This window comes from Methylobacterium sp. CM6246 (assembly GCF_054818005.1).
The window spans coordinates 4,962,055-4,987,500 of sequence record NZ_JBTXKY010000001.1 but is presented as its reverse complement, the minus strand read 5'-3'; the positions used below and the strand labels follow the sequence as shown (position 1 = coordinate 4,987,500).

At 67.9% G+C, this 25,446-nt stretch carries 25 protein-coding genes; 9 read left to right on the top strand and 16 right to left on the bottom strand.

Translation table 11 applies throughout. The features are described from left to right. Positions 1-7: 7 nt before the first annotated feature. Positions 8-2,104: a methyl-accepting chemotaxis protein gene (locus ACYQPG_RS24050; protein ID WP_461231903.1), complete on the top strand. Its 2,097-nt coding sequence runs from the start codon at positions 8-10 to the stop codon at positions 2,102-2,104. Between the two features lie 56 nt (positions 2,105-2,160). Here ACYQPG_RS24050 and ACYQPG_RS24045 read toward each other — a convergent pair whose 3' ends face one another. Continuing rightward, entirely contained in the window at positions 2,161-4,488 is a 2,328-nt protein-coding gene (locus ACYQPG_RS24045) for an NADP-dependent malic enzyme (protein ID WP_461231902.1), read from the bottom strand. Between the two features lie 78 nt (positions 4,489-4,566). Here ACYQPG_RS24045 and ACYQPG_RS24040 point away from each other — a divergent pair, with 78 nt between their 5' ends. Both ACYQPG_RS24040 and ACYQPG_RS24035 read left to right on the top strand, forming a co-directional pair. Further along, positions 4,567-5,241 carry a CatB-related O-acetyltransferase gene (locus ACYQPG_RS24040; RefSeq protein WP_461232504.1) on the top strand — a complete coding sequence of 225 codons (675 nt, stop codon included), beginning with the start codon at positions 4,567-4,569 and terminating at the stop codon, positions 5,239-5,241. After that, on the top strand, positions 5,241-5,498 hold the full coding sequence (locus tag ACYQPG_RS24035; RefSeq protein WP_147937874.1) for a DUF3297 family protein: 258 nt from the start codon (positions 5,241-5,243) through the stop codon (positions 5,496-5,498). The genes ACYQPG_RS24040 and ACYQPG_RS24035 overlap by 1 nt, the downstream gene beginning before the upstream one ends. Here ACYQPG_RS24035 and ACYQPG_RS24030 read toward each other — a convergent pair. The 4 genes from ACYQPG_RS24030 to aspS are packed head-to-tail and all read right to left on the bottom strand — an operon-like array spanning position 5,462 to position 9,600. Further along, on the bottom strand, positions 5,462-5,791 hold the full coding sequence (locus tag ACYQPG_RS24030) for a hypothetical protein (RefSeq protein ID WP_147937873.1): 330 nt from the start codon (positions 5,789-5,791) through the stop codon (positions 5,462-5,464). The two genes, ACYQPG_RS24035 and ACYQPG_RS24030, sit on opposite strands and share 37 nt — an antisense overlap. Beyond that, a complete protein-coding gene (locus ACYQPG_RS24025; RefSeq protein ID WP_461231901.1) occupies positions 5,788-6,864 on the bottom strand; it encodes an acyltransferase family protein in 1,077 nt (358 codons plus the stop codon). The genes ACYQPG_RS24030 and ACYQPG_RS24025 overlap by 4 nt, the downstream gene beginning before the upstream one ends. Then, on the bottom strand, positions 6,864-7,733 hold the full coding sequence (locus ACYQPG_RS24020; RefSeq protein ID WP_461231900.1) for a glycosyltransferase family 2 protein: 870 nt from the start codon (positions 7,731-7,733) through the stop codon (positions 6,864-6,866). The genes ACYQPG_RS24025 and ACYQPG_RS24020 overlap by 1 nt, the downstream gene beginning before the upstream one ends. Positions 7,734-7,755: 22 nt before the next feature. Beyond that, the gene (aspS, locus tag ACYQPG_RS24015) at positions 7,756-9,600 is read right to left on the bottom strand and encodes an aspartate--tRNA ligase (RefSeq protein ID WP_419830405.1); all 1,845 of its coding nucleotides are present in this window, start codon (positions 9,598-9,600) and stop codon (positions 7,756-7,758) included. 124 nt (positions 9,601-9,724) lie between these two features. On the opposite strand from aspS, the gene ACYQPG_RS24010 reads away from it, so the two are divergent. The 6 genes from ACYQPG_RS24010 to ACYQPG_RS23985 all read left to right on the top strand — a co-directional run bounded on the left by ACYQPG_RS24010 (position 9,725) and on the right by ACYQPG_RS23985 (position 16,532). Continuing rightward, entirely contained in the window at positions 9,725-10,126 is a 402-nt protein-coding gene (locus tag ACYQPG_RS24010; RefSeq protein WP_461231899.1) for a hypothetical protein, read from the top strand. Positions 10,127-10,212: 86 nt separating this feature from the next. Then, entirely contained in the window at positions 10,213-11,400 is a 1,188-nt protein-coding gene (rnd, locus tag ACYQPG_RS24005; protein WP_461231898.1) for a ribonuclease D, read from the top strand. A 633-nt stretch (positions 11,401-12,033) separates the two neighbouring features. After that, a complete protein-coding gene (locus ACYQPG_RS24000; protein ID WP_147937869.1) occupies positions 12,034-12,321 on the top strand; it encodes a hypothetical protein in 288 nt (95 codons plus the stop codon). 804 nt (positions 12,322-13,125) lie between these two features. Next, positions 13,126-14,931, top strand: a complete 1,806-nt coding sequence (gene xoxF1 / locus ACYQPG_RS23995) for a lanthanide-dependent methanol dehydrogenase XoxF1 (protein ID WP_147906597.1) — start codon at positions 13,126-13,128, stop codon at positions 14,929-14,931. Positions 14,932-15,063: 132 nt separating this feature from the next. Beyond that, a complete protein-coding gene (locus ACYQPG_RS23990) occupies positions 15,064-15,675 on the top strand; it encodes a c-type cytochrome, methanol metabolism-related (protein WP_147906598.1) in 612 nt (203 codons plus the stop codon). Then, on the top strand, positions 15,675-16,532 hold the full coding sequence (locus ACYQPG_RS23985; RefSeq protein ID WP_419830403.1) for a substrate-binding domain-containing protein: 858 nt from the start codon (positions 15,675-15,677) through the stop codon (positions 16,530-16,532). The genes ACYQPG_RS23990 and ACYQPG_RS23985 overlap by 1 nt, the downstream gene beginning before the upstream one ends. 46 nt (positions 16,533-16,578) lie before the next feature. Here the strand turns inward: ACYQPG_RS23985 and folK are convergent, their stop codons facing one another. The 11 genes from folK to ACYQPG_RS23930 all read right to left on the bottom strand — a co-directional run bounded on the left by folK (position 16,579) and on the right by ACYQPG_RS23930 (position 25,398). Then, positions 16,579-17,049, bottom strand: a complete 471-nt coding sequence (gene folK, locus ACYQPG_RS23980; RefSeq protein WP_461231897.1) for a 2-amino-4-hydroxy-6-hydroxymethyldihydropteridine diphosphokinase — start codon at positions 17,047-17,049, stop codon at positions 16,579-16,581. Then, entirely contained in the window at positions 17,046-17,423 is a 378-nt protein-coding gene (gene folB / locus ACYQPG_RS23975; protein ID WP_461231896.1) for a dihydroneopterin aldolase, read from the bottom strand. Before folB ends, folK begins: the two co-directional genes overlap by 4 nt. Continuing rightward, the gene (gene folP / locus ACYQPG_RS23970; RefSeq protein WP_461231895.1) at positions 17,420-18,256 is read right to left on the bottom strand and encodes a dihydropteroate synthase; all 837 of its coding nucleotides are present in this window, start codon (positions 18,254-18,256) and stop codon (positions 17,420-17,422) included. The genes folB and folP overlap by 4 nt, the downstream gene beginning before the upstream one ends. 88 nt (positions 18,257-18,344) lie before the next feature. Continuing rightward, on the bottom strand, positions 18,345-18,707 hold the full coding sequence (locus ACYQPG_RS23965; protein ID WP_147906603.1) for a hypothetical protein: 363 nt from the start codon (positions 18,705-18,707) through the stop codon (positions 18,345-18,347). Next, a complete protein-coding gene (locus ACYQPG_RS23960; RefSeq protein ID WP_419830401.1) occupies positions 18,688-19,398 on the bottom strand; it encodes a hypothetical protein in 711 nt (236 codons plus the stop codon). The genes ACYQPG_RS23965 and ACYQPG_RS23960 overlap by 20 nt, the downstream gene beginning before the upstream one ends. Next, complete coding sequence (pqqE, locus tag ACYQPG_RS23955) at positions 19,395-20,540, bottom strand: pyrroloquinoline quinone biosynthesis protein PqqE (protein WP_419830400.1); 1,146 nt, start codon at positions 20,538-20,540, stop codon at positions 19,395-19,397. Before pqqE ends, ACYQPG_RS23960 begins: the two co-directional genes overlap by 4 nt. Further along, complete coding sequence (gene pqqC / locus ACYQPG_RS23950) at positions 20,537-21,634, bottom strand: pyrroloquinoline-quinone synthase PqqC (protein WP_461231894.1); 1,098 nt, start codon at positions 21,632-21,634, stop codon at positions 20,537-20,539. The genes pqqE and pqqC overlap by 4 nt, the downstream gene beginning before the upstream one ends. 181 nt (positions 21,635-21,815) lie before the next feature. Next, positions 21,816-22,715 (bottom strand): pyrroloquinoline quinone biosynthesis protein PqqB, encoded by a 900-nt coding sequence (pqqB, locus tag ACYQPG_RS23945; RefSeq protein ID WP_419830399.1) that lies wholly within the window; start codon positions 22,713-22,715, stop codon positions 21,816-21,818. A gap of 34 nt (positions 22,716-22,749) precedes the next feature. Next, positions 22,750-22,839: a pyrroloquinoline quinone precursor peptide PqqA gene (gene pqqA / locus ACYQPG_RS23940; protein WP_007564431.1), complete on the bottom strand. Its 90-nt coding sequence runs from the start codon at positions 22,837-22,839 to the stop codon at positions 22,750-22,752. 223 nt (positions 22,840-23,062) lie between these two features. After that, a complete protein-coding gene (locus ACYQPG_RS23935; RefSeq protein ID WP_147906608.1) occupies positions 23,063-23,767 on the bottom strand; it encodes a response regulator transcription factor in 705 nt (234 codons plus the stop codon). Continuing rightward, on the bottom strand, positions 23,764-25,398 hold the full coding sequence (locus tag ACYQPG_RS23930) for a sensor histidine kinase (protein WP_461231893.1): 1,635 nt from the start codon (positions 25,396-25,398) through the stop codon (positions 23,764-23,766). The genes ACYQPG_RS23935 and ACYQPG_RS23930 overlap by 4 nt, the downstream gene beginning before the upstream one ends. Between the last annotated feature and the right edge of the window lie 48 nt (positions 25,399-25,446).

Sequence of the window (25,446 nt, the reverse complement as noted above, 5' to 3'; positions counted from 1 at the left end):
TGTGATCATGCGTTGGCTTGGACGGTTCTCGATACGGACGCTCCTATGCTTGGTGATCGCCGCTCTGGCGGTGATGTTGCTGAGCTATACGACGACTGCGCTCGTCTCTGCGCAGGAACAGGCCCGGCAAGCCAATCTCGCCGTCACCCTGGCCCATACGAGTCGGCGCCTGCTCAAGACGATCCTGCCACTGCGTCTCGAACGCGGCTCGACTCTCGCCCTGGGTAGCCAGGAACCCGCGGCGCCGAACACGCTGTCGGCGATCGCGACGAACCGGCAGGCGATGATCGAGAGTTTCGCCAGGGCCCAAGACCTCCTGCACGAGCAGACCGTTCCGGCGGTGACCGCGACCGTCACGCGGCTGAACGCAGCGCACGAGGCCGTGAACGCGCTGCGCCCCCGCATCGACGCGGCCCTGCGCCTCACCAAGGAGCGACGCGACGCGACGCTGATGCCCGCGATGCTCGCCGCCTATCAAGAGCTGCTCGATGCCCTGACCGCAACGACGAACGCCGTGGACGGCGCCATCCCCCGTTCGGACGCCGCCCTGCAGCGTTATCTCGGCCTCAAGCGTGCGGCCTGGGCGGCGCGGGTCGCGATCGGAAACGTCGCCCTCCGGGTCCAGACGTCGCTGGCGGCCGGCACCTCCTGGACCCTGCCCGAGACCGTGGCGGCTGCCGGGGAACGGGCGCGGTTGGAAACGGCCTGGGCCGTCACCACCGAGGCCGCCGCCTCCGTCTCGGATACGGTTCGGTCTGCGTTCCAGAATGCCGACGCCAAGAACTTCCAGGGCGAGAACGCGGCCATCGCGAAGGCCGTGTTCGACGCCCTGAGCCAGGGAACGCCGCCGAGCGTGACGTTCCAGGACCTGCGGCAGCGGAATACCGAGACGCAGGCCACCATCGTCGATCTCGCCTACGCGAGCCTCGACGATATGATCGAGCACGCCGACCTCCTGGCCGATGCGGCACGCGGCATCCTGATCCGCAACGTCGCCGCCCTCGCGGCGGTCGTCCTCCTGGTCGGCCTGGGCCTCGTCGTCATCTTCGCCGGCGTGCTCAGGCCGATCCGGACGATGTCGACGACGATGCGGGACCTCGCCGCGGGCGACGCCTCCGTGGAGGTGCCGGTCGGACAGTATCGCAACGAGTTCGGGCCCATGGCGGCGGCCGTGCAAGTGTTCAAGGACAACCTGATCCGGAACCGTCAGCTGGAAACCGCGGCCGCTGAGGCGCGCCTGGCAACGGAGCAGCAACGCAAGGCCGGCATGCGCCAGATGGCCGAAGCCTTCGAGACGGCGGTCGGCGGCATCATCGGTCAGGTCTCGTCCTCGGCCGCCGAACTCCAGGCGACCGCCCAGACCCTGACGGCCACCGCGAACCAGACGGCCAGCCAATCGACGACGGTGGCCGCAGCGGCCGAGCAGGCGGCCAGCAACGTCAACACCGTGGCGGCCGCCTCGGAGCAGCTGGGTTCCTCGGTGCAGGAGATCGGCCGGCAGGTCGACGGATCGGCCAAGCTGGCGCTGGGGGCGGTCACCGAAGCCGGGCAGACCGGCGCGCTGGTGCAGGAACTCTGCAGCGCAGTAGTGCGGATCGGCGACGTGGTCGGGTTGATCTCGAACATCGCCGGGCAGACCAACTTGCTGGCGCTGAACGCCACGATCGAGGCGGCTCGGGCCGGAGAGGCCGGGCGCGGCTTCGCGGTGGTCGACTCCGAGGTGAAGGCGCTGGCCGAGCAGACCGCCAAGGCGACGGAGGAAATCTCCGGCCAGATCGCGCGAGTGCAGGCCTCGACCGGCCAGGCCGTGACGGCGATCGGCACGATCACGGCGCGGATCCGGGACATCAACGCCGTGGCGACCTCGATCGCGGCGGCGGTCGAGGAGCAGGGGGCCGCAACCCAGGAGATCGTCCGCAACGTCGGGCAGGCGGCAGCGGGCGCAGGGGAAGTCACCAGCAACATCGCCGGCGTCGCCAGTGCCGCGGAGGAAACCGGCAAGGCCGCGAGCCAGGTGCTCGGCGCGGCCACCGACCTGTCGCGGCAATCCGAACACCTCACCGCCGAGGTGTCCCGCTTCCTCGACACCGTCCGGGCGGCCTGAAGGCGCGACTGGGAACGATCCCTGCAGCCGAAGCTGCCGGGATCGTTCCGCTCAGTTCACTCGGAGATCATGCCGGCGCCGGCTTCGCCCCCGGGCAGGGGCGCCGGCTCGGATTGCGCCTCGACCACGGCCGCGGCGGTGACGTTGACGATGCCGCGGGCCGTAACCGACGGCGTCAGTATGTGGGCGGGCTTGGCCGGGCCGATCAGCAGCGGCCCGACCGGCAGCGCGTCCGCCAGAACCTTGGCGAACTGGAACGCGATGTTGGCCGCGTCGAGGTTCGGGAAGATCAGGACGTTGGCCGCGCCCTTGAGGCGCGAGCCCGGCAGCACCCGGTCGCGCACCAGCTCGGAGAGCGCCGAATCCGCCTGCATCTCGCCGTCGACCATCAGGTCCGGGTCGCGCGACTGCAGAAGCGCCAGCGCCTCCCGCATCTTCATGGCCGAGGGGGAATCCGACTGCCCGAAATCCGAGTGGCTCAGCAGGGCGATCTTGGGCGTCAGGCCGAAGCGGCTGACATGGCCGGCGCAGGCCTGGGCGACCTCGGCGATCTCCTCGGCGGTGGGATTCTGGCGGACATGGGTGTCGGCCAGGAAGTACGCGCCTTCGCTGGTCACGATCAGGCTCATGGCGGCGCATTGGGCGATGCCGGGCGCCAGGCCGATCACGTCGCGGATGATCCTGAGCCGGGTCTCGAACCGGCCCTCCAGGCCGCAGATCAGGGCGTCGGCCTCGCCGCGCCGGACCGCGATGGCGCCGATCACGGTGTTGTTGGTGCGCACGAGCGTGCGGGCTGCATCCGGGGTGATGCCGCGCCGGCCGGCGACGTCCAGATAGGTCTGGACGTAGGCGCGGTAGCGGGGATCGTCCTCGGGATCGATCAGCTCGAAGTCGCGACCCTCCTGAATGGAGAGGCCGAAGCGCTTCAGGCGTGATTCGACCACGCGCGGGCGCCCGACCAGGATCGGGAACGCGACCTTGTCCTCCACGATCGCCTGGACGGCGCGCAGGACCCGCTCGTCCTCACCCTCGGCGTAGATCACCCGCTTGGGGTCGGCCTTCGCCTTCGAGAACAGCGGCTTCATGATGAGGCCGGACCGGTGGACGAACCGGTCGAGGCTGTCGACGTAGGCGTTGAAATCCGTGAGCGGCCGGCCGGCGACGCCGGAATCCATCGCGGCCTTGGCCACCGCCGGGGCGATGCGCACGATCAGGCGCGGGTCGAACGGGCTGGGGATCAGCGATTCCGGGCCGAACGGCCGTGCCTCGCCGCCATAGGCCCGCGCGACCACGTCGGAGGGAGTCTCGCGGGCGAGCGCCGCGATCGCCTTCACGGCCGCCTGCTTCATCTCCTCGTTGATGCTGGTGGCGCCGACATCGAGCGCCCCACGGAAGATGTAGGGGAAGCACAGGACGTTGTTGACCTGGTTCGGGAAGTCCGAGCGGCCGGTGCAGATCATCGCGTCGGGGCGCTTGGCCTGCGCGAGGTCCGGCATGATCTCCGGATAGGGGTTGGCGAGCGCCATGATCAGCGGCTTGTCCGCCATCTTCTCCAGCAGCTCGGGCTTCAGGACGCCGCCGGCCGAGAGGCCGATGAACACGTCCGCCCCCGGGATCACCTCGGCCAGCGTGCGCGCCTCGGTCTCTTGGGCGTAGACGTCTTTCCACCGGTCCATCAGCTCCGGGCGGCCCTTATAGACCACGCCCTTGATGTCGGTGACCGTGATGTTCTCCCGGGTCGCGCCGAGCGAGACGAGCAGGTTCAGGCAGGCCAGCGCCGCCGCGCCGGCGCCGGAGGTGACGATGCGGACATCCGAAAGCGCCTTGCCGGCGAGTTCGAGCCCGTTGAGGACCGCCGCCGCCACGATAATCGCGGTGCCATGCTGGTCGTCGTGGAAGACCGGGATGTTCATCCGGGCCCGGCACTGCTCCTCGACCTCGAAGCACTCCGGCGCCTTGATGTCCTCCAGGTTGATGCCGCCGAAGGTCGGCCCGAGCGCGCAGACGACGTCGACGAGCTTGTTGACGTCCTTCTGGTCGACCTCGATGTCGAACACGTCGATGCCGGCGAACTTCTTAAACAGGACCGCCTTGCCCTCCATCACCGGCTTGGAGGCGAGCGGGCCGATATCGCCGAGGCCGAGGACGGCGGTACCGTTGGTGAGCACCGCCACGAGGTTCTGGCGGATAGTCAGTTCGGCAGCCTGTTGCGGGTCGTCGTAGATCGCCATGCAGGCGGCTGCGACGCCGGGCGAGTAGGCGAGGGCGAGGTCGCGCTGGTTGCCGAGCGGCTTGGTCGCCTGGATCTCCAGCTTCCCGGGCTGCGGCAGGCGGTGGTAGACGAGCGCCCCGGCCTTGAGGTCCTCGGACATGTTATCGGCCATCGCTCACCTTCCAGCTCGCCTACTTTCCCGGAGACGACGCGGTCGCGCACCGCGCCGGATCCCATCGTGACCGGTCTGTTGCACCGGCTGCGTAGGGGGCGCAACCCGCATAACGAGACGCGGATCCACCTCGCCGCGCTGGCGGGCGCGCACGGCTTCTCCATAGGCGCTTACTCGTACGGGCGTCCCAAAGTGCGCTTCCCGGAGAGCGGCCGTCGCCTGACGATCGGCCGCTATTGTTCCATCGCCGACAAGGTCGAGATCCTGCTCGGCGGCGACCACCGGCTCGACTGGGCCTCCACCTACCCGTTCGCGGCGATGCGCGGCCTGTTCCCGGATGCGCGTGCACCGGCGGATTACCACGCCTCGCGCGGCGACGTGGTGATCGGGCACGATGTCTGGCTCGGGTCCGGCTGCATGATCCTGTCCGGCGTCACGATCGGGCACGGCGCCGTGGTCGCGGCCCGGGCGGTGGTGACCCGGGACGTCCCGGCCTACGCTGTGGTCGCCGGCAACCCGGCCCGGGTGGTGCGCCACCGCTTCGACGAGGCCACCGTGGCGGCGCTGGTGGAGACCGCCTGGTGGGACCGGCCGCACGCGACGGTGACGCGGCTGGTGCCGCTGCTGCAGAGCGGGCGGATCGCCGACCTGCTCGCGGCGTTGCGCGCCGAGCCGGATTCCCGTACCGGCGAGCCCTTCGCCCTGCCGGACCCGCGCGGGGCCGCACACGAAACCGACCCGAGATCCGGATGATGACCGACACGCCTCCCGACCGCCTGGCCGCGAACCCGAACAGCCCGTTCTACGACGAGGCCATGCTGGAGCGCGGCGTCGGCGTGCGATTCAAGGGCGTCGATAAGACCAACGTCGAGGAATACTGTGTCAGCGAGGGCTGGGTCCGCCTCTCGGCCGGCAAGACCCTCGACCGGGCCGGCAACCCGATGACCGTGAAGCTGAAGGGCACCGTCGAACCCTACTTTCGCGAGCCCGAGGCCGAGGCCGAGGGTTGAGCCTCTCGTAGAGTCAGTGCCGCGCTGAAGTTCTTCAATGCCCCCAGGACCAGCGTATGAACCTGATCCGGCGAGCGGGGCGCATCGATGATCAGGCTCGTCAGGATGTCATTGCGCCGGGCGCGCTGCTTGGCGGTTCGTGCATGGTTCGACAGACGCAGGTGCCAGGGGCTCTTAGATAGCGCGAGATAGAGGCTGTCACCGCGCTCGTTCCGGGCGACGATGGCGAAGCCCTCGGCCTCCAGAAGCCGTGCGGCAAGGGCCAGCGCGGCCGATGGGGGGAGGGTGCTCACGGCCCGGCCGGCTCGATCGTGCCGAGGCTGCGTCGGCCGAGCGCCCGCGCCTTGAGCGCCAGTGCCGGCCGTTCGACGCCGTACCAGGACAGCGCCGCCACCGGCAGCGTCACCGCGAGCGCGGGAGCGAGCAGGGCGAGGCCGGAGGGCTCTGGCCAGAGGGCATGCAGGCTCTGCTGCACCGGCCAGCCGTAGAGATAGATCCCGTAGGACAGGTCGGCCCTCGGATCGAACAGGCCGCGCGCCATCGGCCCGAGGGCGAGCCACACGGCGCCGTAGGCTTCCGCCAGGAACAGCAGGGGCGGGTAGGCCGGCGTTCGAGCGAGGAGCGTGGCCGCGACAGCCAGGCCGGCAAGGACGACACCCGAGACGCGCAGGCTGTCGCGCCACAGATACAGTCCGGCGCCGGCTGAAAAGATGAGCGGCAGCCGCAGGACCGTCTCCAGACCCTTCGGCAACTCGGGGCCACGCCAAGCTATGGCGGCCGTCAAGGCGACAGCGAGCCCCGCAACGATCAAGAGCGCCGGGATCCGCCGGCGGAGGAGGCCGCACAGGGCGGCGAGCAGCACGCCCAGGTAGCAAAGAGACTCGTATTTTAAGGTCCAGATCGTGCCGAGCGGCGCCCGGTACGGGTTGGCCTCGAAGACGCCGGGCAGCGCGGCGTTGCTCTTGAAGGCGGTCAGCGTCCCGCGCACGAACGACCAGAGGGCTGGATCGCGCAGGTACTCGCTCAGCGGCAGGCGCGTCATCGCGGCGCCGAGGAGCAGAGAAACGAGCACGGTGGCGGCGACGAAGCCCGGGAGGATCCGCAGGGCGCGGGCCAGCGCGTAGTCTCTGAGGCCGCGCCGGTCGCAGCTCATGGTGACGAGAAACCCCGAGACCGCGAAGAAGCCGTTCACCGCGTGCTCGCCCAGAGTGTAGCCGGTGAGCCGCGACAGCGGCTCGTCGCCCGCGGCCCCGGTAGCGACGCTGAAGGCGTGCGAAACGACCACCGCCAGCGCCAGCGCCAGGCGCAAGCCGGTGAAGCCGTTGCGGCCGCGTGCCAGGGCGGTGGCGATCGTGGGGCCGGCCATCAGCGCAGCCCCTCGCGGGCCAGGGCGTCTCGGCCGCGCAGGAAGGCGAGGGCGCCGGATGCGGAGCCACCGTACCGCTCCAGCCCGGACCGGCGCAGGGCGAGTGCCGAGAGCGCGACCTTCGGCAGGTTGGTCATGAGGTGGGACACGCTCGGGTCGGGCAGGCCGTATTTGCGGCTGACATAGGCCCGCGACCACGCCTGATGCCAGCGCGACCGGAACACCCGGCCAAGCTCCGGTGCGGACGAGCGCCCGCGACCGTGCAGAGCCACGGCGCCGTGGACGTGGACGAGGGCGCGGCCCGCATCGGCTACGCGCCGACAGAGGTCGTCGTCCTCGTAGAAGAGGAAGATGTTCGGATCGAAGCCGCCGAGGTCGAGGAACAGGGCCCGCGCGATCATCAGACAGGCCCCGGACAGGAACGGCGCGCAGGCATCGCCCTCGGGCAGCGCCGGGCGTCCCCCCGGGTTGGTGAGATACGGCGCCAGCAGCGAGCGCGCCTGGTAGAAGAACCGCCCGTCCGGCTCGACCAGGCGCGGCGCCAGCAGGCCCACATCCGGCCAAGCGGCGGCCGCCGCCAGCAACGCATCGACGGCCCCCGGCTGCAGGACCACGTCCGGATTGACGATGAGGACCCGCTCCGCCGTCACGGCCGCGGTGACGCCGATATTGTTGGCGCGGCCGTAGCCCTCGTTGCGGGCGTTGCGGATCACCCGCGCGCCGGCGGCCTCCGCCACCGGCACGGAGGCGTCCCGGCTGGCGTTGTCGACCACGATCGCCGGCACGTGCTGCCGCGCCAGTGCCGCCAGACAGGCCGGCAGCACGTCGGCGCTGTCATGGGCGACGACGACCGCGACGAGGCTCGCCACGGCGCGACCGGTCCGCCTGCGCTTACGCCTTCTTCTCGGGCAGGTTCAGGCGGATGTGCAGCTCGCGGAGCTGCTTGGGCGTCGCCTCGGAGGGCGCGCCCATCATCAGGTCCTCGGCGCGCTGGTTCATCGGGAACAGCACGACCTCGCGGATGTTCGGCTCGTTGCACAGGAGCATGACGATGCGGTCCACTCCCGGGGCGATGCCGCCGTGCGGCGGGGCGCCCATGCGCAGGGCGTTGAGCATGCCGCCGAACTTCTGCTCCAGCACATCGTGGCCGTAGCCGGCAATCGCGAAGGCCTTCTCCATCACGTCGGGGCGGTGGTTGCGGATCGCGCCGGAGGACAGCTCGATGCCGTTGCACACGATGTCGTACTGGAACGCCTTGATGTCCAAGATCTTCTTGGTCGTCTCGCCATCCTGGCCCTCGTTGGCCAGGGCCTCGAGGTCGAGGGCCAGAAAGTCCTCGCGGTCGATGTTCGGCATCGAGAAGGGGTTGTGCGAGAAGTCGACGCGCTTCTCCTCCTCGCTCCACTCGTACATCGGGAAGTCCGTGATCCAGCAGAACGCGTACTGATCCTTGTCGCAGAGGCCAAGCTCGTCGCCGACGCGGATGCGGGCCTTGCCGGCGAGCGCCGCCGCCTTGGCCTCGGTCCCGGCGGAGAAGAACACCGCGTCGCCCGCCTTCGCGCCGGTCTTCTGCGCGATCAGGGCCTGGACCTCGGCCGGGATGAACTTGGCGATCGGCCCCTTGCCGGTAAGCTGCCCGCCGTCGTCCTCGAACACGACGTAGCCGAGCCCGGGCGCGCCCTCGGAGCGGGCCCAGTCGTTGAGCTTGTCGAAGAACGAGCGCGGCTGCGACGCGGCTCCGGTCGCCGGGATCGCCCGGACCACGCCGCCGGCACTGATGACGCCCTTGAAGGCCTTGAACGCCACGTCGTCCCGGGCGAACTCATCGGTAACGTCGGCGATGATGAGGGGATTGCGAAGGTCCGGCTTGTCGACGCCGTATTTCAGCATCGAATCCGCGAAGGTGATGCGCGGGAACTCCTTGGTGACACGCTTGCCCTCGGCGAACTCTTCGAAGACGCCGCGCAGGACCGGCTCCACCGCCTGGAACACGTCTTCCTGGGTAACGAAGCTCATCTCGATATCGAGCTGGTAGAACTCGCCCGGCGAGCGGTCGGCGCGGGCGTCCTCGTCACGGAAGCAGGGCGCGATCTGGAAGTAGCGGTCGAAGCCCGCGATCATCGTCAGCTGCTTGAACTGCTGCGGCGCCTGCGGGAGCGCGTAGAACTTTCCGGGATGGACCCGGGACGGCACGAGGTAGTCGCGCGCGCCCTCGGGCGACGACGCGGTGAGGATCGGCGTCTGGAACTCGAAGAAGCCGCCGTCGCGCATCCGGCGGCGCAGCGCGTCGATGATCGCCCCGCGCTTCATGATGTTGGCGTGGAGCTTGTCCCGGCGCAGGTCGAGGAAGCGGTACCGCAGCCGCGTCTCCTCAGGGTATTCCAGATCGCCGAAGACCGGCAGCGGCAGCTCGCCGGCCGGACCCAGCACCTCCAGATCGTCGATGTAGACCTCGACCGCCCCGGTCGGCAGCTCGGCATTCTCGGTGCCGGCGGGCCGGGTGCGCACGCGCCCGTCGATACGCACCACCCATTCCGAGCGCGCGACCTCGGCGGCCTTGAAGGCGGGCGAGTCGGAATCGACCACGCATTGCGTCAGGCCGTAATGGTCCCGCAGGTCGATGAACAGCACGCCACCATGGTCGCGGATGCGGTGGCACCAGCCGGAGAGCCGGACGGTCTGTCCGACGTCGGACGGGCGGAGCGCCCCGCAGGTGTGGGAACGGTAACGGTGCATGACGGGCTTCTTCTCTGGGAAGGCGGGCACCATTCACGCGAGGCCCCCCAAGTCAAGCACGCGACGCCGGAAACCGGTGCCGAACCGGACCTCCAGCCTACCGGACGGGGCCCACGATCCCCATATGATGTCCATGAGCCAAAACGCGTTTTCCGTTTCTGTCGGCCGTCCCGACCGGCCCGTCGAAAGCCAGTCCGGCGCCTGGCGCACGCTACCGCTCGAGGGGCATTTCGATCTGGTCTACGAGGACGCGACCGGTGCCTGGAGCAACCGCTCCCTGTCTGCGCGCGAACTGAAGCTCGGACCGGGCCGGACGCTCCTGGGCGGCATCGACGCCCGCCGGGGCGGCTATCGCGGCTTCCGGGTCGACCGGATCCGCCGCCTGACCGACGGCGCCACGGGCGAGCGCATCGAGACCGGCATCCTGGATCGCCTGCTCGGGCGCGCCGAATCCCAGCGCCGGGCCGACGCAATGCGGATCCGCCGGCAGGCCCAGGCGCGCCGCCGGACGGCTTTGGCGAGCTGACCGGGCGCAAAGAGGACCGTGTGAAACATGGGGACCTTCGCGCAGGCGTCTCCCCATGACGGCGCCGGTTGCGTATAGCCGGATCCATGGACCTGATTACCACCACCGCCGCGCTGCACGACATCTGCTCGCGTCTCGCCGAGCAACCCTTCGTGACCGTCGACACGGAGTTCATGCGCGAGACGACGTACTACCCGAAACTGTGCCTGATCCAGATCGCGGCACCGGACGGGACCGGCGTATTGGTCGATCCCCTGGCGCCGGGCATCGACCTGCAACCGTTCATTGATCTGATGGCCGACGAGCGGACCGTGAAGGTGTTCCACTCGGCCCGTCAGGATCTCGAGATCATCTGGCTGATGGGCGGGATCCTGCCGCAGCCGTTCTTCGACACGCAGGTTGCCGCCATGGTCTGCGGCTACGGGGATTCCGTGTCGTACGAGCAGCTCGTCAACGACGTGGCGAAGGCCAAGATCGACAAATCGTCACGGTTCACCGACTGGTCGCGGCGGCCGCTCTCGGAAGCCCAGCTCAGCTACGCCCTGTCGGACGTCACCCACCTGGTGAAGGTCTACGAAGTCCTAGTCGCCGAGCTGCTGCGCACCGATCGCGGCGCCTGGCTCGACGAGGAGATGGCGGTCCTGACGTCGCCGGAGACCTACCGGGCCGACCCGGCCCAGGCCTGGCGGCGGCTTTCCGGACGGATGCGCAAGCCCCGTGAGATCGCCGTGCTCATGGAAGTAGCGGCCTGGCGCGAGAGCGAGGCACAGTCCCGGAACGTCCCCCGTGGCCGGGTCCTGAAGGATGAGGCGGTGATCGACGTCGCCTCGGCGGCGCCACGCGGTGCCGAGGCCCTGGGCCGGCTGCGGACGATTCCGGCCGGCTTCGAGCGTTCGCGCACTGGAGCCGACATTTTGGCCGCCGTGGAGCGCGGTCTCACCCGGGACACCGGTGACATCCGCATACCGGAGCGGATGCGCCGGAGCGGCGGCAACGGTGCCATCGTGGAATTGCTGAAGGTGCTGCTCAAGGCAGTGTGCGAGTCCGAGGCCGTCGCGCCGAAGATCATCGCGACGGTGGACGACCTGGAGGCCATCGCGGACGACGACACCGCCGAGGTCGCCGCGCTGCAGGGCTGGCGCCGGACCCTGTTCGGCGACAAGGCCCTCGCCTTGAAGCAGGGTCGTCTGGCGCTTTCGGTCGAGAACGGCCGCATCGTGGTTCGAGAACTGGAGCCGACGAGCGCGGTGGGTCACTCGGGTGTCGATGGCTAGGGTCACGGGCGGGCGCCGGGACAGCGTCTGCGAAGGCGGTGGCGGTCGATAGGTGTTTACCGCGCCTCGGCGCCGGATGTGGCCCTGACCGGAGCCACTCTGAGTAAATTTCCGGCATCCTGGGATCGAGGAAGAGAGACATCTCTCAGCGAACCATCTTCGGGGCCCAGGCCGCCTGTTCGAATGTCGCCCCAAAGAAGGATGGCCGGTCGTCGGACCTGGCTCACATGGCCTTCGCCGTAAGCGTTACCCCGATCGAGGATTAGGTCCGTGTCGACCCCCGGCCCACGGCCAGGCGCAGCCAGTCTGTTTGATTTCTGTGGCGCTGTTATCGAAGCGGGGTTGCACCCCGGCACGGTAGGCGACCGCACCGAAAGACTCGAACGGAGTTGTCTTCAGCGTATCGCGCCCGCCGTGAACGGTATCAGCGGCGATCTGCTCCCCAGATGCTGCGAAGCACAGGGCTGTTGCCGGTTGTCCGTATCAGCGCAGCACCGTGAAGCTTCCGACGCCTGCACGCCGACGACGCTGCCGCCTCACGCAACAATACGGTCACGAGGGCGTGACACTTCGCGGCGGTAGGATTAAGTGGCAATGTTGCTTGCCACTTAATCCTACCGCCGCGTCACGCGTATGTTCGAACCGAACGAGATCCTGACGACGCTGACCGGGCGGGGCCTTGTCACGGCTGAAGGATGCCAAAGCGTTCGTGTCCGCTACCGTGTCGTCGTGGAGCGAAGGCAGGGCGGTGTGTTCGCCCACGGTGACCTCCACGGCAGCCACGCCGGCTTGAGACCGATCTGGCTCGAACCCGATGCCCAGCTCCGTCTCAAGAACGGCCGCCGCGTCGACATCTCCCTGACGGACCTCGTCGGCGACAGTGCCGAATTCGAAAGCGTTGGCGACGTCGGCGCGCTGTGACCGGTAACGACCGACGTTACTGACGGCCGGCAAGGGCTGTCTGCACGCAGTGTTCGTAGGGACGCCCGACCACCCCGCACCAAGCTGTCCCCGGCCGAGCCTGAACCCGCCGATGCCGGCGCAACACCCGGCCCAACCCGCCGGACCGTTGCTGTCTTGAACGTCACGAATCGAGCCGGGACGATTCGGCAATCACAGCCTCGTGAGGAGCACGAGCCACGGGCTCCAAAACGTCGCATCCAACGCGAGCGGCGGGACTACAAGCAGTCTTCAACCCACGAAAACGCCGTCATTTCCCAAGCTCGACCATTTCGCACCGCGATTGACCAAGCTCTCAGCCTGCGCCCTGAATACCGGTTATGGTCACGCTCATCAGGCAGTCGGAGCATAGTGGAACGAGCCGGGCGGCCTGGGCGTGCAAGAACTGCATGGACAGCACGCTCTGCAGCCTGAGACGGGCCCAAATAGCCGCACCCCAGCTTGTGCAGCGCAGCATTCCACATTGCACAGCAATGACATTCGCGCGTGTTTTGTTACGCAAAAAGAAGCTTTCACCGTATCCCCAAGGCTCAGCAACATCGAGTTGACGGCGCTCAAAAATCTCTTAAGGTCCGGGCAAGCTTCGGTTTCGAGGGAGCCGCCTCAGGGATGGCGGCTCCTGGCGAGGGGATCTTTCGATCTCCTCAAGTCCGCTACGCCCGCTACCGAAGCGTCCATCCCTGTCGCAAACAGTCAGGTCGGGGTCCGAGCGACGCCACTCTCTAAGTGCGTCTGTACGACTCTTAAGACTTGTCGGAGGAACCCATGAGAGCGGTACATCTCCTCGCGCTCGGCGCAGGTGTCGCGGCTATCGCCGCGCCGGCGCTGGCCAACGAAAGCGTCCTGAAGAGCATCGCCAACCCGGCGGAACAAGCGCTTCAGACGGTCGACTACGGCAACACCCGTTATTCGAAGCTCGATCAGATCACCTCGGCGAACGTGAAGAACCTCCAGGTTGCCTGGACCTTCTCGACCGGCGTGCTGCGCGGCCACGAGGGCTCGCCGCTCGTGATCGGCAACATGATGTACGTGCACACGCCGTTCCCGAACATCGTGTACGCCCTGGACCTCGACCACGAGGCCAAGATCGTCTGGAAGTACGAGCCGAAGCAGGATCCGTCCGTGATCCCGGTCATGTGCTGTGACACGGTCAACCGCGGCCTCGCCTATGCCGACGGCACCATCCTGCTGCACCAGGCCGACACCACCCTCGTGTCGCTCGATGCCAAGACCGGCAAGGTGAACTGGTCCGTCGTCAACGGCGATCCGAAGAAGGGCGAGACCAACACCGCCACGGTTCTGCCCGTGAAGGACAAGGTCATCGTCGGCATCTCGGGCGGCGAGTTCGGCGTGCAGTGCCACGTCACCGCCTACGACCTGAAGACCGGCAAGAAGGTGTGGCGCGGCTACTCCATCGGCCCGGACGACCAGATGCTGGTCGACCCGGAGAAGACCACCTCGCTCGGCAAGCCGGTCGGCAAGGATTCTTCGCTGAAGACCTGGGAAGGCGATCAGTGGAAGACCGGCGGCGGCTGCACCTGGGGCTGGTTCTCGTACGACCCCAAGCTCGACCTGATGTACTACGGCTCGGGCAACCCCTCGACCTGGAACCCCAAGCAGCGTCCGGGCGACAACAAGTGGTCGATGACCATCTGGGCGCGTAACCCGGATACCGGCGTCGCCAAGTGGGTCTACCAGATGACCCCGCACGACGAGTGGGACTACGACGGCATCAACGAGATGATCCTCACGGATCAGAAGGTTGACGGCAAGGAGCAGCCGCTCCTGACCCACTTCGACCGTAACGGCTTCGGCTACACGCTGAACCGCGAGACCGGCGCCCTCCTGGTCGCCGAGAAGTTCGATCCGGCCGTCAACTGGGCGACCAAGGTCGATATGGACAAGGGTTCGAAGAACTACGGCCGGCCGCTGGTCGTGTCGAAGTACTCGACCGAGCAGAACGGCGAGGATACCAACTCCAAGGGTATCTGCCCGGCGGCCCTCGGCACCAAGGATCAGCAGCCTGCTGCCTTCTCGCCGAAGACCAACCTGTTCTACGTGCCCACCAACCACGTCTGCATGGACTACGAGCCGTTCCGGGTGACCTACACCCCGGGCCAGCCCTACGTCGGTGCGACCCTGTCGATGTACCCGGCCCCGAACTCGCACGGCGGCATGGGTAACTTCATCGCCTGGGACGGCGTCAACGGTAAGATCAAGTGGTCCAACGCCGAGCAGTTCTCGGTGTGGTCCGGTGCTCTCGCGACCGCCGGCGACGTGGTGTTCTACGGTACCCTCGAAGGTTACCTGAAGGCTGTCGACGACAAGACCGGCAAGGAGCTGTTCAAGTTCAAGACGCCGTCGGGCATCATCGGTAACGTGATGACCTACCAGCTCAAGGGCAAGCAGTACGTGGGCGTCCTGTCGGGCGTCGGCGGCTGGGCCGGCATCGGCCTCGCGGCCGGTCTGACCGACCCGAACGCCGGTCTCGGCGCGGTGGGCGGCTACGCAGCCCTCTCGCAGTACACCAACCTCGGTGGTCAGCTGACCGTCTTCGCTTTGCCGAACTAATCGGCCGCAGGGTTTAGGTGTCGAAATGGTGCCGGCGCGGGTTTCCGCGCCGGCATCCTTGTGATTAGAATTCGTCGTAAGAGGCTACGGCTCCAAGCGAGACGAAGGGCCTCGCTCCAGGGAGACTACGCGTTGCACAACCTCAGCAACATCGTCACGCGGCCGTTTCTCGCCGCCCTCGCCCTAGCGACCGTTTCCGCGGTTGCCGTACATGCTGAGGATGCCAAGCCTGCCGATCCGGCTCTCGCCAATTCGCTGAACGCGAACGACAAGACCGCCGAGCAGGACCCCGCTCTACTTAAGAAGAACGCCGCCGTTAAGGTCGAGGACGGCAAGTACGTCGACGCCGACGGCCATCCGACGTACCACGTCACCAACGATGGCAAGAAGCTCGACTGGTACACCTACTCCGGTTACCGCCGCTATCACGCCGAGTGCCACGTCTGCCACGGTCCTGATGGCATGGGCTCGACCTACGCGCCGGCCCTGAAGGACTCGCTGAAGCACCTCTCGTACGAGGAGTTCATCGGCATCCTGGTGGGCGGCAAGCAGGACATCAGCGCATCCGAGCAGAAGGTCATGCCGGCCTTTGGCGATAACAAGAACGTCATGTGCTACTCGGACGATCTCTACACCTACCTCAAGGCCCGGGCCGATGGCGCGGTTGGCCGCGTTCGTCCCTCCGACCACGAGGACAAGCCTGAGACCGCCCGGAAGGCCGAGAAGGAGTGCATGGGCGGCTGATGTCCTCCCCTGCATTGTCCTTTACCCGGACGCTCGCCCTCTGCGCCCTGTCGATGACGGTGGCGCAGGGGGCTGCCGCGCAGCATCTGCCGGACACGGTTACAACCGATGTGCTGCGCGTCTGCGGCGATCCCGGCAACATGCCGTTTTCCGAGCGTAAGGAAGACGGCTTCGAGAACAAGATCGCGGCGATCATCGCCGACGAACTGAAGATCAAGGTCCGGTATTACTGGCTGACCCAGGGTCCTGGCTTCGTGCGCAACACCCTGGGCACCGGCCTGTGCGACCTGATCATGGGCCAGGCCTTCGGCAGCGACCTCGTCCAGACCACCAATCCCTATTATCGCTCGTCCTACGTGCTCGTCACCCGCACGGGAGAACTCGACGGCATCACCGCCCTCGACGATCCGCGGCTCAAGGGCAAGGCGATCGGGGTCATCGCCGGCACACCACCGGTGAACCGGATGGGTGATCTCGGCCTCGTCTCGACCATGAAGGCCTACGCGCCCTATCAGCTCGATCCGGCCCGCAAGTACCAGACCGTCGGCGCCGAGATCGTCGGGGGGCTGGCTGCCAAGGACATCGATGCAGCGGTGCTCTGGGGACCGGCTGCAGGATGGCTGGCGAAGCAATCCGGAACGCCCATGACGGTGACGCCCCTGCTCAAGGAGCCCTCCCGTCCGCCTATGGCCTACCGGATCGCCATGGGTGTGCGCCTCGGCGAGAACGACTGGAAGCGCTCGCTCAATACGGTCCTGCGCAAGCGCAAAGCAGACATCGATAAGGTACTGCGCGACTACGACGTGCCGCTCCTCGACGACGAGGCCAATGAAATGGCCGAACCCGGCGCGAAGTAGGCCACGCTTCGGACTTGCGGGCTGACAGCCGCCCGCAAGCCTCAGCTCAGACTCGCGTGATCCCGGCGCGGTTAAGCTTGGCCAGGGCATCGGCGACGCGCTCGCCGCCGATCACGAGATCGGGGGCGATCTCGGCCAGTGGCACCAGCACGAAGGCACGCTCCCGCACATGACGGTGGGGCAGAACCAGCCGCGCGTCGTCCACCATTGCTCCCTCGTACGCCAGCACGTCGACGTCGATCACCCGGGGGCCCCAGCGCTCCTCGCGGATGCGCCCGAGCGCATGCTCGACGCCGAGGCAGGCATCGAGCAGCCCATGCGGATCGAGCGTCGTATCGACGGCCACCGCACCATTGAGAAACCAGGGCTGATCGGTCTTGCCCCAGGGCGGCGTCCGATAGTCGGCCGAGCGGGCGACCACGTCGATGCCGGGCGTCGCGGCAAGCCCCGCGACCGCACGATCGAGCATCGCGGCCATGTCGCCGATGTTGCTGCCGATGCCGAGATACGCCCTCATGCGCGGGCTCCGCGGTGGCGCGTGATCTCGACGCTGACCCCATCCAGGATCGCGGGCACCGGCGCGCTCGGCTTGTCGATGCGGATCGTGATCGATTCAACCATGGCGTGGCGTTCGAGGATCGTGGCCGCGATCGTCTCGGCGAGAGCCTCGATGAGGTTGAACCGGCGCTCCGTCGCGATCATGACGGCGATCTCGGTGAGGTCCGCGTAGCTGACCGTGTGGGCGACGTCGTCTGAGCGACCGGCCGGCGCAAGGTCGAGCCGCGCATCGATCGAAATGTAGAAGCGCTGACCGAGCACGGCTTCCTCGGGCAGCACGCCGTGGCGCCCGAACACCGCGATGCGGGCGACGCCGATCCGGTCCGTGCTCATCGGGCGTCCGGCCGCATGACGGCGTCGACAACCCGAACGGCATCGACATGGGCCGCGACGTCGTGGACCCGCACGATGTCGGCTCCGAGCGTGGCGGCGAGGGCATGGGCTGCGAGCGATCCGTAGAGCCGGTCCGCCGGCCGGGTTTCACGGTCGTGCAGTCGGCCGAGCAGCGATTTGCGGGAGACTCCAACCAGGACGGGAAAGCCCAGGGCCCGGATCTCGGGAAGGCGCCGCAGCACGTCCAGGTGCTGCGTCCAGGTCTTGCCGAAGCCGACGCCAGGATCGAGCACGATGTCGCGCTCCGGAATGCCGGCCCGCCGGGCGATGTCGAGCGAGCGCTCGAAGAAGGTCAGCAGGTCCGAGATGATATCCAGATCCGCGTCGATGGTCTCACGGTTGTGCATGATCACCACGGGGGCGCCGTGTGCGGCTGCCACGGAGGCGATGTCGGGCTCTCGCTGGAGGCCCCAGACGTCGTTGACGATGCGCGCGCCCGCTTCGAGCGCGAGACGCGCGGTGGACGCCTTGTAGGTATCGATCGAGATCGGGACAGTCAGGCCGGGTGCCACCGCCCGGATCACCGGCAGGACGCGGGCCTGCTCCTCCTCGGCCGGGACGGGAACGTGGCCCGGCCGGGTCGATTCACCGCCGATATCGAGGATCGCGGCGCCCTCGTCCACGAGGCGCTTCGCCTGGGCGACCGCCTCGGCCTTACCGGAGAACAGGCCGCCGTCGGAGAACGAATCGGGCGTGACGTTGAGGATGCCCATGACCAACGTGCGCGACCCGAGGCCGGGCAACAAATCGGACAGGCCGGGGGAGGGGGGCACGGATCGGGTCCCGTTCTCAGGAGCGGTTCGGGACCCGGTGTGATCGAAACCACAGGCCAGCGCAACGCCGGCCGTCATGGTCCGGTCATCAGCCGCGATAGCAGCGGATTTCCGCCTCGGCCTGCGCGCGCCGGAGATCGGCGACCTTGTCGTCGAAGATCTTGGTCGCCTTGAACTCGTTCGCCCGGTTGCCGATGCCCTGGCGCATCGACAGGACCGTGCTCGCCTGCACGTACTTGTCGTAGGGCAGGATCGCGGCGAGCTGGTCGAGGGAACAGGAGCAGCGCTGCATGCTCTCGCGGGTCTGGCCGTTGGCTGCCATGCAGCCGAAGACGTAATCGACCCGCGCGTCGGTGGGATAGTCGTTCTCTTCAGCCGCCCAACCGGCGAGGCCGGACAGGCACAGGGCGAGGGCGGCGAGCGCGCCGCGTTCAGCCAGCTTTCGGATCATAGCTCAGCTTCTCCTCGAGCAATTCGCCACCCTCGGCGTTCTTCGACGACGCCTCGATGGAGACGATCTCGCCAGGAACCGTCGGGGCGATGATGAAGGTGTAGATCATCTTGTCCATGCCGCGCATGCGCTGTTCCATGGCATCCTTGGCGAAGGGCTGGATCTCGACCCGCCAGCCATCGACCTCGCGGCCGCCTACCGAGACCTTGGTCGGCGTCACGGTCGCGGCCTCACGCAGTCCCTTACGGATGGCGAGCTTCAGGTAGCGCGGGTTGGCCTCCAGCACCTTCGCCAGAGAGCGGAGGTGGTTCTCCAGGAACAGCGAGACCACCGGGTTGCCGCTCATGTCCTCAAAGGGACCGGCCGGCACGCGGTTCAGGCCGGAGAACATCATGACGCGGATGTCGCGTGCCTCCGGGCTCTTACCTGGCTCCAGCGTGAGCGTGAGCGTATCCGACAGGGGCGGCCCGAACGGTCCCTTGGCGATGCCCGACCGGCGCAGGTAATCGTACGTGATCGTCGAGCCGGGGGCCGCGTTCTTCATATGCGGCTGCTCGAACAGCAGATCGGCCGCACTGGGCGGGGCCGCCGCGTTGACCTGGGTGACCGCCGCGGGCTTGGGCGCATCTTCAGCAAACGCCGGCGCCGCGGCCAGCACCAGCGCGACGGCTGTCGTGGCAAGAAGCTTCACGAGTTGACGTCCTCCTTGAAAGGCGACCGGACGTTGCTGCCGATCGTCCGATACACATATTCCGGCGGCGTCTCGGCCGCTTCTTCGACGGCCAACGCCCGCACCTTGGCGTGGAGCGGCGAGAGCGAGCAGGCCGGATCGGTCGCCGCGGCATCCCCGGCGAGCGCCAGCGCCTGACAGCGGCAGCCGCCCCAATCCTTCTCCCGACGGTCGCAAGAGCGGCAGGGCTCCTTCATCCAGTCGGTCCCGCGATAGGCGGTGAAGGCTGGCGAATCCCGCCAGATCTCGCCCAGCGCGTGGTCGGTGACGTGCCAGAACTCGAGACCCGGGATCGTCTCGGCCGCGTGGCAGGGCAGGACTTTGCCCTGGGGCGTGACGTTCATCAGCTTGCGGCCCCAGCCGCCGGCACAGGCTTTCGGGTATTTCGCGTAGTAATCCGGCACGACGAGGTCGATGACGAGCTGACCCTTGAGCCGCTCACGTGCGGCCTCGACGATCCGGATTGAGGCATCGACCTGCGCCTTGTCGGGCATCAGGGCCGCGCGGTTGACGTAGGCCCAGCCGTAATACTGCGTGTGCGCCACTTCGAGGCGCTTGGCACCCATCTTCACGGCAAGGTCGATGAAGCCTTCGACCTCGTGGATGTTACCGCGATGGATCACCGAGTTCAGCGTCAGCGGCAGCCCCAGCTCGACCACCTTGGCGGCGAACTCGAATTTCTGCGGCTGCGCGTTCTTCAGGCCCCCGATCTTCTCCGCGTTCTGCGCATCGACGCCCTGCACCGAGAGCTGCACGTGGTCGAGCCCGACATCGTAGAGCGCCTGGAGCTTGCCCAGAGCACCGCCCACCCCGGAGGTGATCAGGTTCGAGTAGAGGCCGAGATCCGCGCAGGTCTTGGTGATCTCGACGATATCGTTGCGCGCCGTCGGCTCGCCCCCGGAGAGGTGGACATGGAGGACGCCGAGGCCGGACGCCTCCGTCAGGACACGCTGCCACGTGGCCGTGTCGAGCTCGCCGGAGCGACGGTCGAGCTCCAGCGGGTTCGAACAATAGGGGCAGCGCAACGGACAGCGGTGGGTCAGCTCGGCGAGCAGGCCCACCGGCGCTGGAACGTCCGGCCGGTTCGGCGTCAGTGCGTTCATCGCTCCAGGACCCGTTTTTCCGCCAGCCCGTCCAGCATCACCAGGATATCGGCCTCGATGGCCCGCGGATCGGCCGCATAGGTCCGGCCAAGCTCGTCGGCGATCGCAGCGACGCTGCGGTTCCCATCCACGAGCTTGAGCACCGCCACGGCGTTGTCGTCGAGGTCGAAGGTCCGCTCGGGAGCGAGCAGGACGTATTTGCCGCGGGTCTCGTCGTGGCGCAGCCGCACGCCTCGCGGAAGGCGCGGCCGGTCGTCGGCCGCCATCTTGCGAACGCCGGACCCCGCCGTCGCGACGGGTGCTTCCGCAACGAGACCGGTTCCCGGCGTCCACGCATCCGGCGGGATCATGCCGGGGGCGACATAGGCGAAATAGAGGGCGTCGAGCTGGGTCCAGAGCACGTTGCACTTGAACGTCAGCGCGGCCATCGCCTGAAGCTGCAGGTCCGGCGTCGTCGCATGCGTCTTCACGTAATCGAGGGCGAAGTCTGCATCACGTGGTGCCTGGATCAGGCGCTTGTCGAAATACGCCAGCGTGTCCTTGGTGATGAAGTCGTAGTTCTTCAGCATCCCGGCGACGCGCTCCGAGATGATCGTCGGCGAGAACATCTCGGTGAGCGACGAGGCGATCGCCTCCAGCAGGCTCTTCTCGGCGACGAAGTGGACGTAGGCCTCGACGGAAAACTTCGTGGCAGACAGGATGCCACGGGTCGACAGCACGTAATCCCGGTCGAACCCGACACCCTCGGCGAGCTTCAGCCAGCGCTCGATGCCCCCGTCGCCGGGATGATCACCGTCGTGATCGACGATGCGCTGGCGCCAGATCCGCCGCAGGGACGCGTCGGTCATCCGTGCGAGCACGGCGGCGTCCTTCACCGGGATCATCGCCTGATAATAGTAGCGGTTTAACGCCCAGGCCCGGACCTGATCCTTCGAGAGCTTGCCGTCGTGCAGGAGCCGGTGGAACGGATGCAGGATGTGGTACCGACGCGCGCCGATGTCGCGCAGAGCTGCCTCAAGCTCGTCCGGGGAGAGCAGCCGCTGGCTCTCGGCAGAGTCGGGGGTCGACGAAGGGGTCGGGAAGACTGCGTTCATGGCGTTACCGGAATCCGTTCTCGGGTCGCGTTTCCTGTACTCCGATCCCGCCCTCTGCGCGGGAACCATCCCGAGTGCCGGCAACGACAGTTCGGAATGATGCCCCGCCGGGGCGAATGTCCGGGCTCGATCCCGATATAGTGCCGGCTCGGCCTGTACCCAACCGGTGGGCGAGATTGCCTCAGAGGGCGAGGCTCAGACCGTCATGGGCCACGGTCCAGCCGGCCGCCTCGACATCGGCGCGCTCCGGCGAACCTTCGACCAGGACCGGATTGGTGTTGTTGATGTGGACGAAGACGCGGCGGCCGAGCGAAACGCCGGCCAACGCATCGATCGAGCCATTGTCGCCCCGCATCGGCACGTGCCCCATCCGCCAGCCGGTCTTGGTGCCGACGCCGGCGCGGATCATGTCGTCATCGTGCAGGACGGTACCGTCGAACAGCAGAGCGTCCACGCCGGCGATCCGGTCCCTGAGCGCGTCCGTGACCCGGGCGCATCCGGGGATGTAGGCGAGGCGACGCCCGCCCGCCTCGATCAGCGCGCCCACGGTGGTCTCGGTCTCGGCTCCGATCTCCATGGTCTCGTCCTCGAGCCAGAGCGGCACCTTCCCGGGAACCGGGAACAGCGTGACGGACAGGCCGGGCAGCGGCTCGAACCGCTGGTCCATGGCGATCGGCTGGCGGGCGACGACGCCCTCGGCCATCACGTCGAACACGCGGTTGGCATTGACGGAGTCCAGGATGCCGCGGGTGGCGTACAGCGTATAGGGCTGGCCCTCGCGCAGGGTGAGCAGACCCGCCACGTGGTCGACGTCTCCGTTCGTGAGGAGCACGGACCGGATTGGCGAGTGGCGCAGTCCCTCGCGGGGATGCATCTGGGAATTGTCGAAGAGTTGTTGCCGGATATCCGGCGAGGCGTTGATCAGGAGCCAATCGGACCCGTCCGCGGAGACCGCGATGCTCGATTGGGTCCGTGGGCGCACCCGGTCCGGCTCGGACCGCGCAAGGGTGCAATTGGGGCAGCGGCAGTTCCACTGCGGGAGGCCGCCACCGGCAGCGGAGCCGAGAATCACGACGCGCATGGTGCGGTTCCCGCGATCCCCGGCCCCGGAAATCTTAGTTGAAGGTGTCGATCTCGGCCGACTCGTAGCTCGTCACTTCCATGCCGACACAGATCTCGGACACAACAGGGGCAGCCCACTTCATGGTGTTTCTCCTTGGCGGTATCCTCACCAGGCGTCTCGGGTTCCTAAGAGTACCCTAAGACACTGATGGCGCTCTGGTTTTCCGGCGCGCCACCGATATCGGCGATTCAGCAGCGGGCTTCAAGCACTAAGTTGCCGGATACTCCCAAATTTTTTGTGAGACTCTAGCTAAATGCCCGGCTCACCATCAAAACCGTTACCGGATTCGACTTAAGTATAGTGGCTCATTGGCGGAAATCGGGACCGCGTAGTTCGAGCATGAAGCCCTTGCCCCGAACGGTGACCAATCCTGGCCCCCCGTACCGAACGAAGTCCGCCATCTTGGAGCGTAGATAGCCGATATAGACGTCGACCACGTTAAGGGAGAGGCCGCCCTGGCTGGCCCAGAGCCGGTCGAAGATATCGGCGCGGGACACCGGCTTGCCGATGCTCTCCATCAGCATGGCGAGGAGATCGGCCTCCCGCGGGGTCAGGCGCGCGCTGGCCTCGCCGCAGCTCGCCTGACGGGTGTCGAGATCGAGCAGCAGCCGCCCGGCACTGATCCGCGAGCGCGGCGCCTCGGCCTGCTCGCGCCGCATCAGGTGCGTCCGCAGGCGCGCCACGAGCTCGTCGAACACGAACGGCTTGATGATGTAGTCGTCGGCGCCGAGCGCCAGGCCCTCGGCCCGGTCGCGGATCTCGTCGCGCGCCGACAGGAACAGGATCGCGCCCGGGAAACCACCCTCACGCAGGGACCGGCAGACATCGTGGCCGGAGCCGTCGGGCAGGTTGATGTCGAGCAGGACGGCGCCGGGCGCAGGATCATGCGCCGCCTTCAACGCCTCGTCGACGCAGGCGGCGGTACCGACCTCGAACCCTTCGGCCTCCAGGCCGCGGGCCAACAGCCCCCGGATGTCGATATCGTCCTCGACGATCAGGATCCGCGTCATGCGGCTGGCTCCCTCACCTGCATGGTACTGGCCGTATTCCCAGCCGTGCCGCTCTCCCATGCCGGATCGAGCGCCGGGATGTCCAGGCTGACCCGAGCGCCGCGTCCGTCGGGGCCGGCCCCGAGGCGGATCGAGCCGCCATGCTGCTCGACGATCCAGCGCGCGAGCGCCAGGCCGATGCCGAAGCCGGTCTCGTCGGGGCTCGCTCCGGCGCCGCGGCGGAAACGCTCGAACAGCTCGGCCTCCGACGCGCCGAAGCCGGGCCCGTCATCGGTCACGGTTATCAGGGCGCGGGCTCCGGGCTCGCCCGACAACGCGACCTCGACCCGGGCCAGCCCCTTAGCGTGACGCAGGGCGTTGTCCACGAGGCTCTCCACCGTCTGGCGCATCCACTCGCGGTCGGCCAGGCACTCGACGTCCTGGGTGCCGGGATCGAGGCTGAGGCCGACGCGACGTCGGGCCGCCTCCGAGGCCATGTTGTCGACGGCCTCGGCCAGCACCGAGGCGAGCCCGAGCGGACGCTTGTCGAACTCGATCTCTCCGGACTCCGATCGCGCAACGCGCAGCAGATCCTCGACCCGAAGCTTCAACCGCTGCGCCCGCTTCCGGATCGTCGCGAAGACCGGCGCCGGATCCGCACCCCGGGACGCACCACGCAGCGCCAGATCGCATTCGCCGAGGATGACTGTGAGCGGCGTGCGCAACTCGTGGCTGACATCGGCGAAAAAGCGCCGGCGGGAGCGATCCACGGCCTCCAGGCGGGCGTTGGCGGCCCGCAGGTCCGCGGTGCGGGTCGCCACGGTGTCCTCCAGGGCAGCACGGTCGGCCACCACCCGGGATTCGCGCCGGGCGAGGCGTGCGGCCATGCGGTTGACGTTGGTCATCAGCAGCCCGAGCTCGTCGCGGGTCGCCACCGATAGGCGCGTATCGAGGGCACCGTGGCCGATGGCGCTCGCCGCCCGACGGACCTCCTCGATCCGCGCCAAGGTCGGGCGGGTGACTCCGCGATAGAGAACCGCCAGGAGCACGAGGGCCGCCGCAACCGCCGAGGCTGCGGCCACGCGCAGACGCACCGACAGGGCGCGTGCCTGTTCGGACCCGAGCGCCATGCTGCGCCGCTCCGCCTCGATCAGGAACGACAGCGGCTGGCCGGTCATCGCCCCGAAGCCGTTGAGCGCACCCTTGATCGCGTCCTGACGCTTCTCGGGTTCGGTCTGCCGGTTGATCCGCGCGACCTGACGGTCGAGCACGACCCGGGCGGCGCGCAGCTGCGCCATCGGTCGCGTCCGGGCGGCGTATTGCATGCGGTCGGCCGGGTCGTCGCTCGGCGGGAAACTCTGGGCCAGCGCCTCGTCGACCGTGGTGAGCGCCCGGTCGGCATTGTCGCGGGCGATCGCCATGGCCTCGGGCTGCCCGTCAGGATTGCCGACCGTCTCCACCGCCGCGAGGCCGAACTGAGTGAGGCGGCCGGACAACTCGGCCAGCAGCTCGAGACGGCGCTGCGCTTCGAGGGTGCGGTCAACCGTCCGTTCGGCCGCCGCGATCGAGGCCAACGCCGCGAGGGCCGCCAGCATCACCACGATCGCGGTGCCACCAAGCAGCAGCGCGAAACGGAGTTTCAGCGAGCGCATCGGTGCCGCCCGGCCGGGGCTCGTCGCCGGCAACCGGCCGCCCGGAGA

Excerpts from the sequence above, each read along its gene's own strand:
- ACYQPG_RS24050 (WP_461231903.1), top strand. The coding sequence starts at position 8 with ATGCGTTGGCTTGGACGGTTCTCGATACGGACGCTCCTATGCTTGGTG.
- ACYQPG_RS24045 (WP_461231902.1), bottom strand. The coding sequence starts at position 4,488 with ATGGCCGATAACATGTCCGAGGACCTCAAGGCCGGGGCGCTCGTCTAC.
- ACYQPG_RS24035 (WP_147937874.1), top strand. The coding sequence starts at position 5,241 with ATGACCGACACGCCTCCCGACCGCCTGGCCGCGAACCCGAACAGCCCG.
- ACYQPG_RS24025 (WP_461231901.1), bottom strand. The coding sequence starts at position 6,864 with ATGGCCGGCCCCACGATCGCCACCGCCCTGGCACGCGGCCGCAACGGC.
- aspS (WP_419830405.1), bottom strand. The coding sequence starts at position 9,600 with ATGCACCGTTACCGTTCCCACACCTGCGGGGCGCTCCGCCCGTCCGAC.
- ACYQPG_RS24010 (WP_461231899.1), top strand. The coding sequence starts at position 9,725 with ATGATGTCCATGAGCCAAAACGCGTTTTCCGTTTCTGTCGGCCGTCCC.
- rnd (WP_461231898.1), top strand. The coding sequence starts at position 10,213 with ATGGACCTGATTACCACCACCGCCGCGCTGCACGACATCTGCTCGCGT.
- ACYQPG_RS24000 (WP_147937869.1), top strand. The coding sequence starts at position 12,034 with ATGTTCGAACCGAACGAGATCCTGACGACGCTGACCGGGCGGGGCCTT.
- xoxF1 (WP_147906597.1), top strand. The coding sequence starts at position 13,126 with ATGAGAGCGGTACATCTCCTCGCGCTCGGCGCAGGTGTCGCGGCTATC.
- ACYQPG_RS23985 (WP_419830403.1), top strand. The coding sequence starts at position 15,675 with ATGTCCTCCCCTGCATTGTCCTTTACCCGGACGCTCGCCCTCTGCGCC.
- folK (WP_461231897.1), bottom strand. The coding sequence starts at position 17,049 with ATGAGGGCGTATCTCGGCATCGGCAGCAACATCGGCGACATGGCCGCG.
- folB (WP_461231896.1), bottom strand. The coding sequence starts at position 17,423 with ATGAGCACGGACCGGATCGGCGTCGCCCGCATCGCGGTGTTCGGGCGC.
- ACYQPG_RS23965 (WP_147906603.1), bottom strand. The coding sequence starts at position 18,707 with ATGATCCGAAAGCTGGCTGAACGCGGCGCGCTCGCCGCCCTCGCCCTG.
- pqqE (WP_419830400.1), bottom strand. The coding sequence starts at position 20,540 with ATGAACGCACTGACGCCGAACCGGCCGGACGTTCCAGCGCCGGTGGGC.
- pqqC (WP_461231894.1), bottom strand. The coding sequence starts at position 21,634 with ATGAACGCAGTCTTCCCGACCCCTTCGTCGACCCCCGACTCTGCCGAG.
- pqqB (WP_419830399.1), bottom strand. The coding sequence starts at position 22,715 with ATGCGCGTCGTGATTCTCGGCTCCGCTGCCGGTGGCGGCCTCCCGCAG.
- pqqA (WP_007564431.1), bottom strand. The coding sequence starts at position 22,839 with ATGAAGTGGGCTGCCCCTGTTGTGTCCGAGATCTGTGTCGGCATGGAA.
- ACYQPG_RS23935 (WP_147906608.1), bottom strand. The coding sequence starts at position 23,767 with ATGACGCGGATCCTGATCGTCGAGGACGATATCGACATCCGGGGGCTG.
- ACYQPG_RS23930 (WP_461231893.1), bottom strand. The coding sequence starts at position 25,398 with ATGCGCTCGCTGAAACTCCGTTTCGCGCTGCTGCTTGGTGGCACCGCG.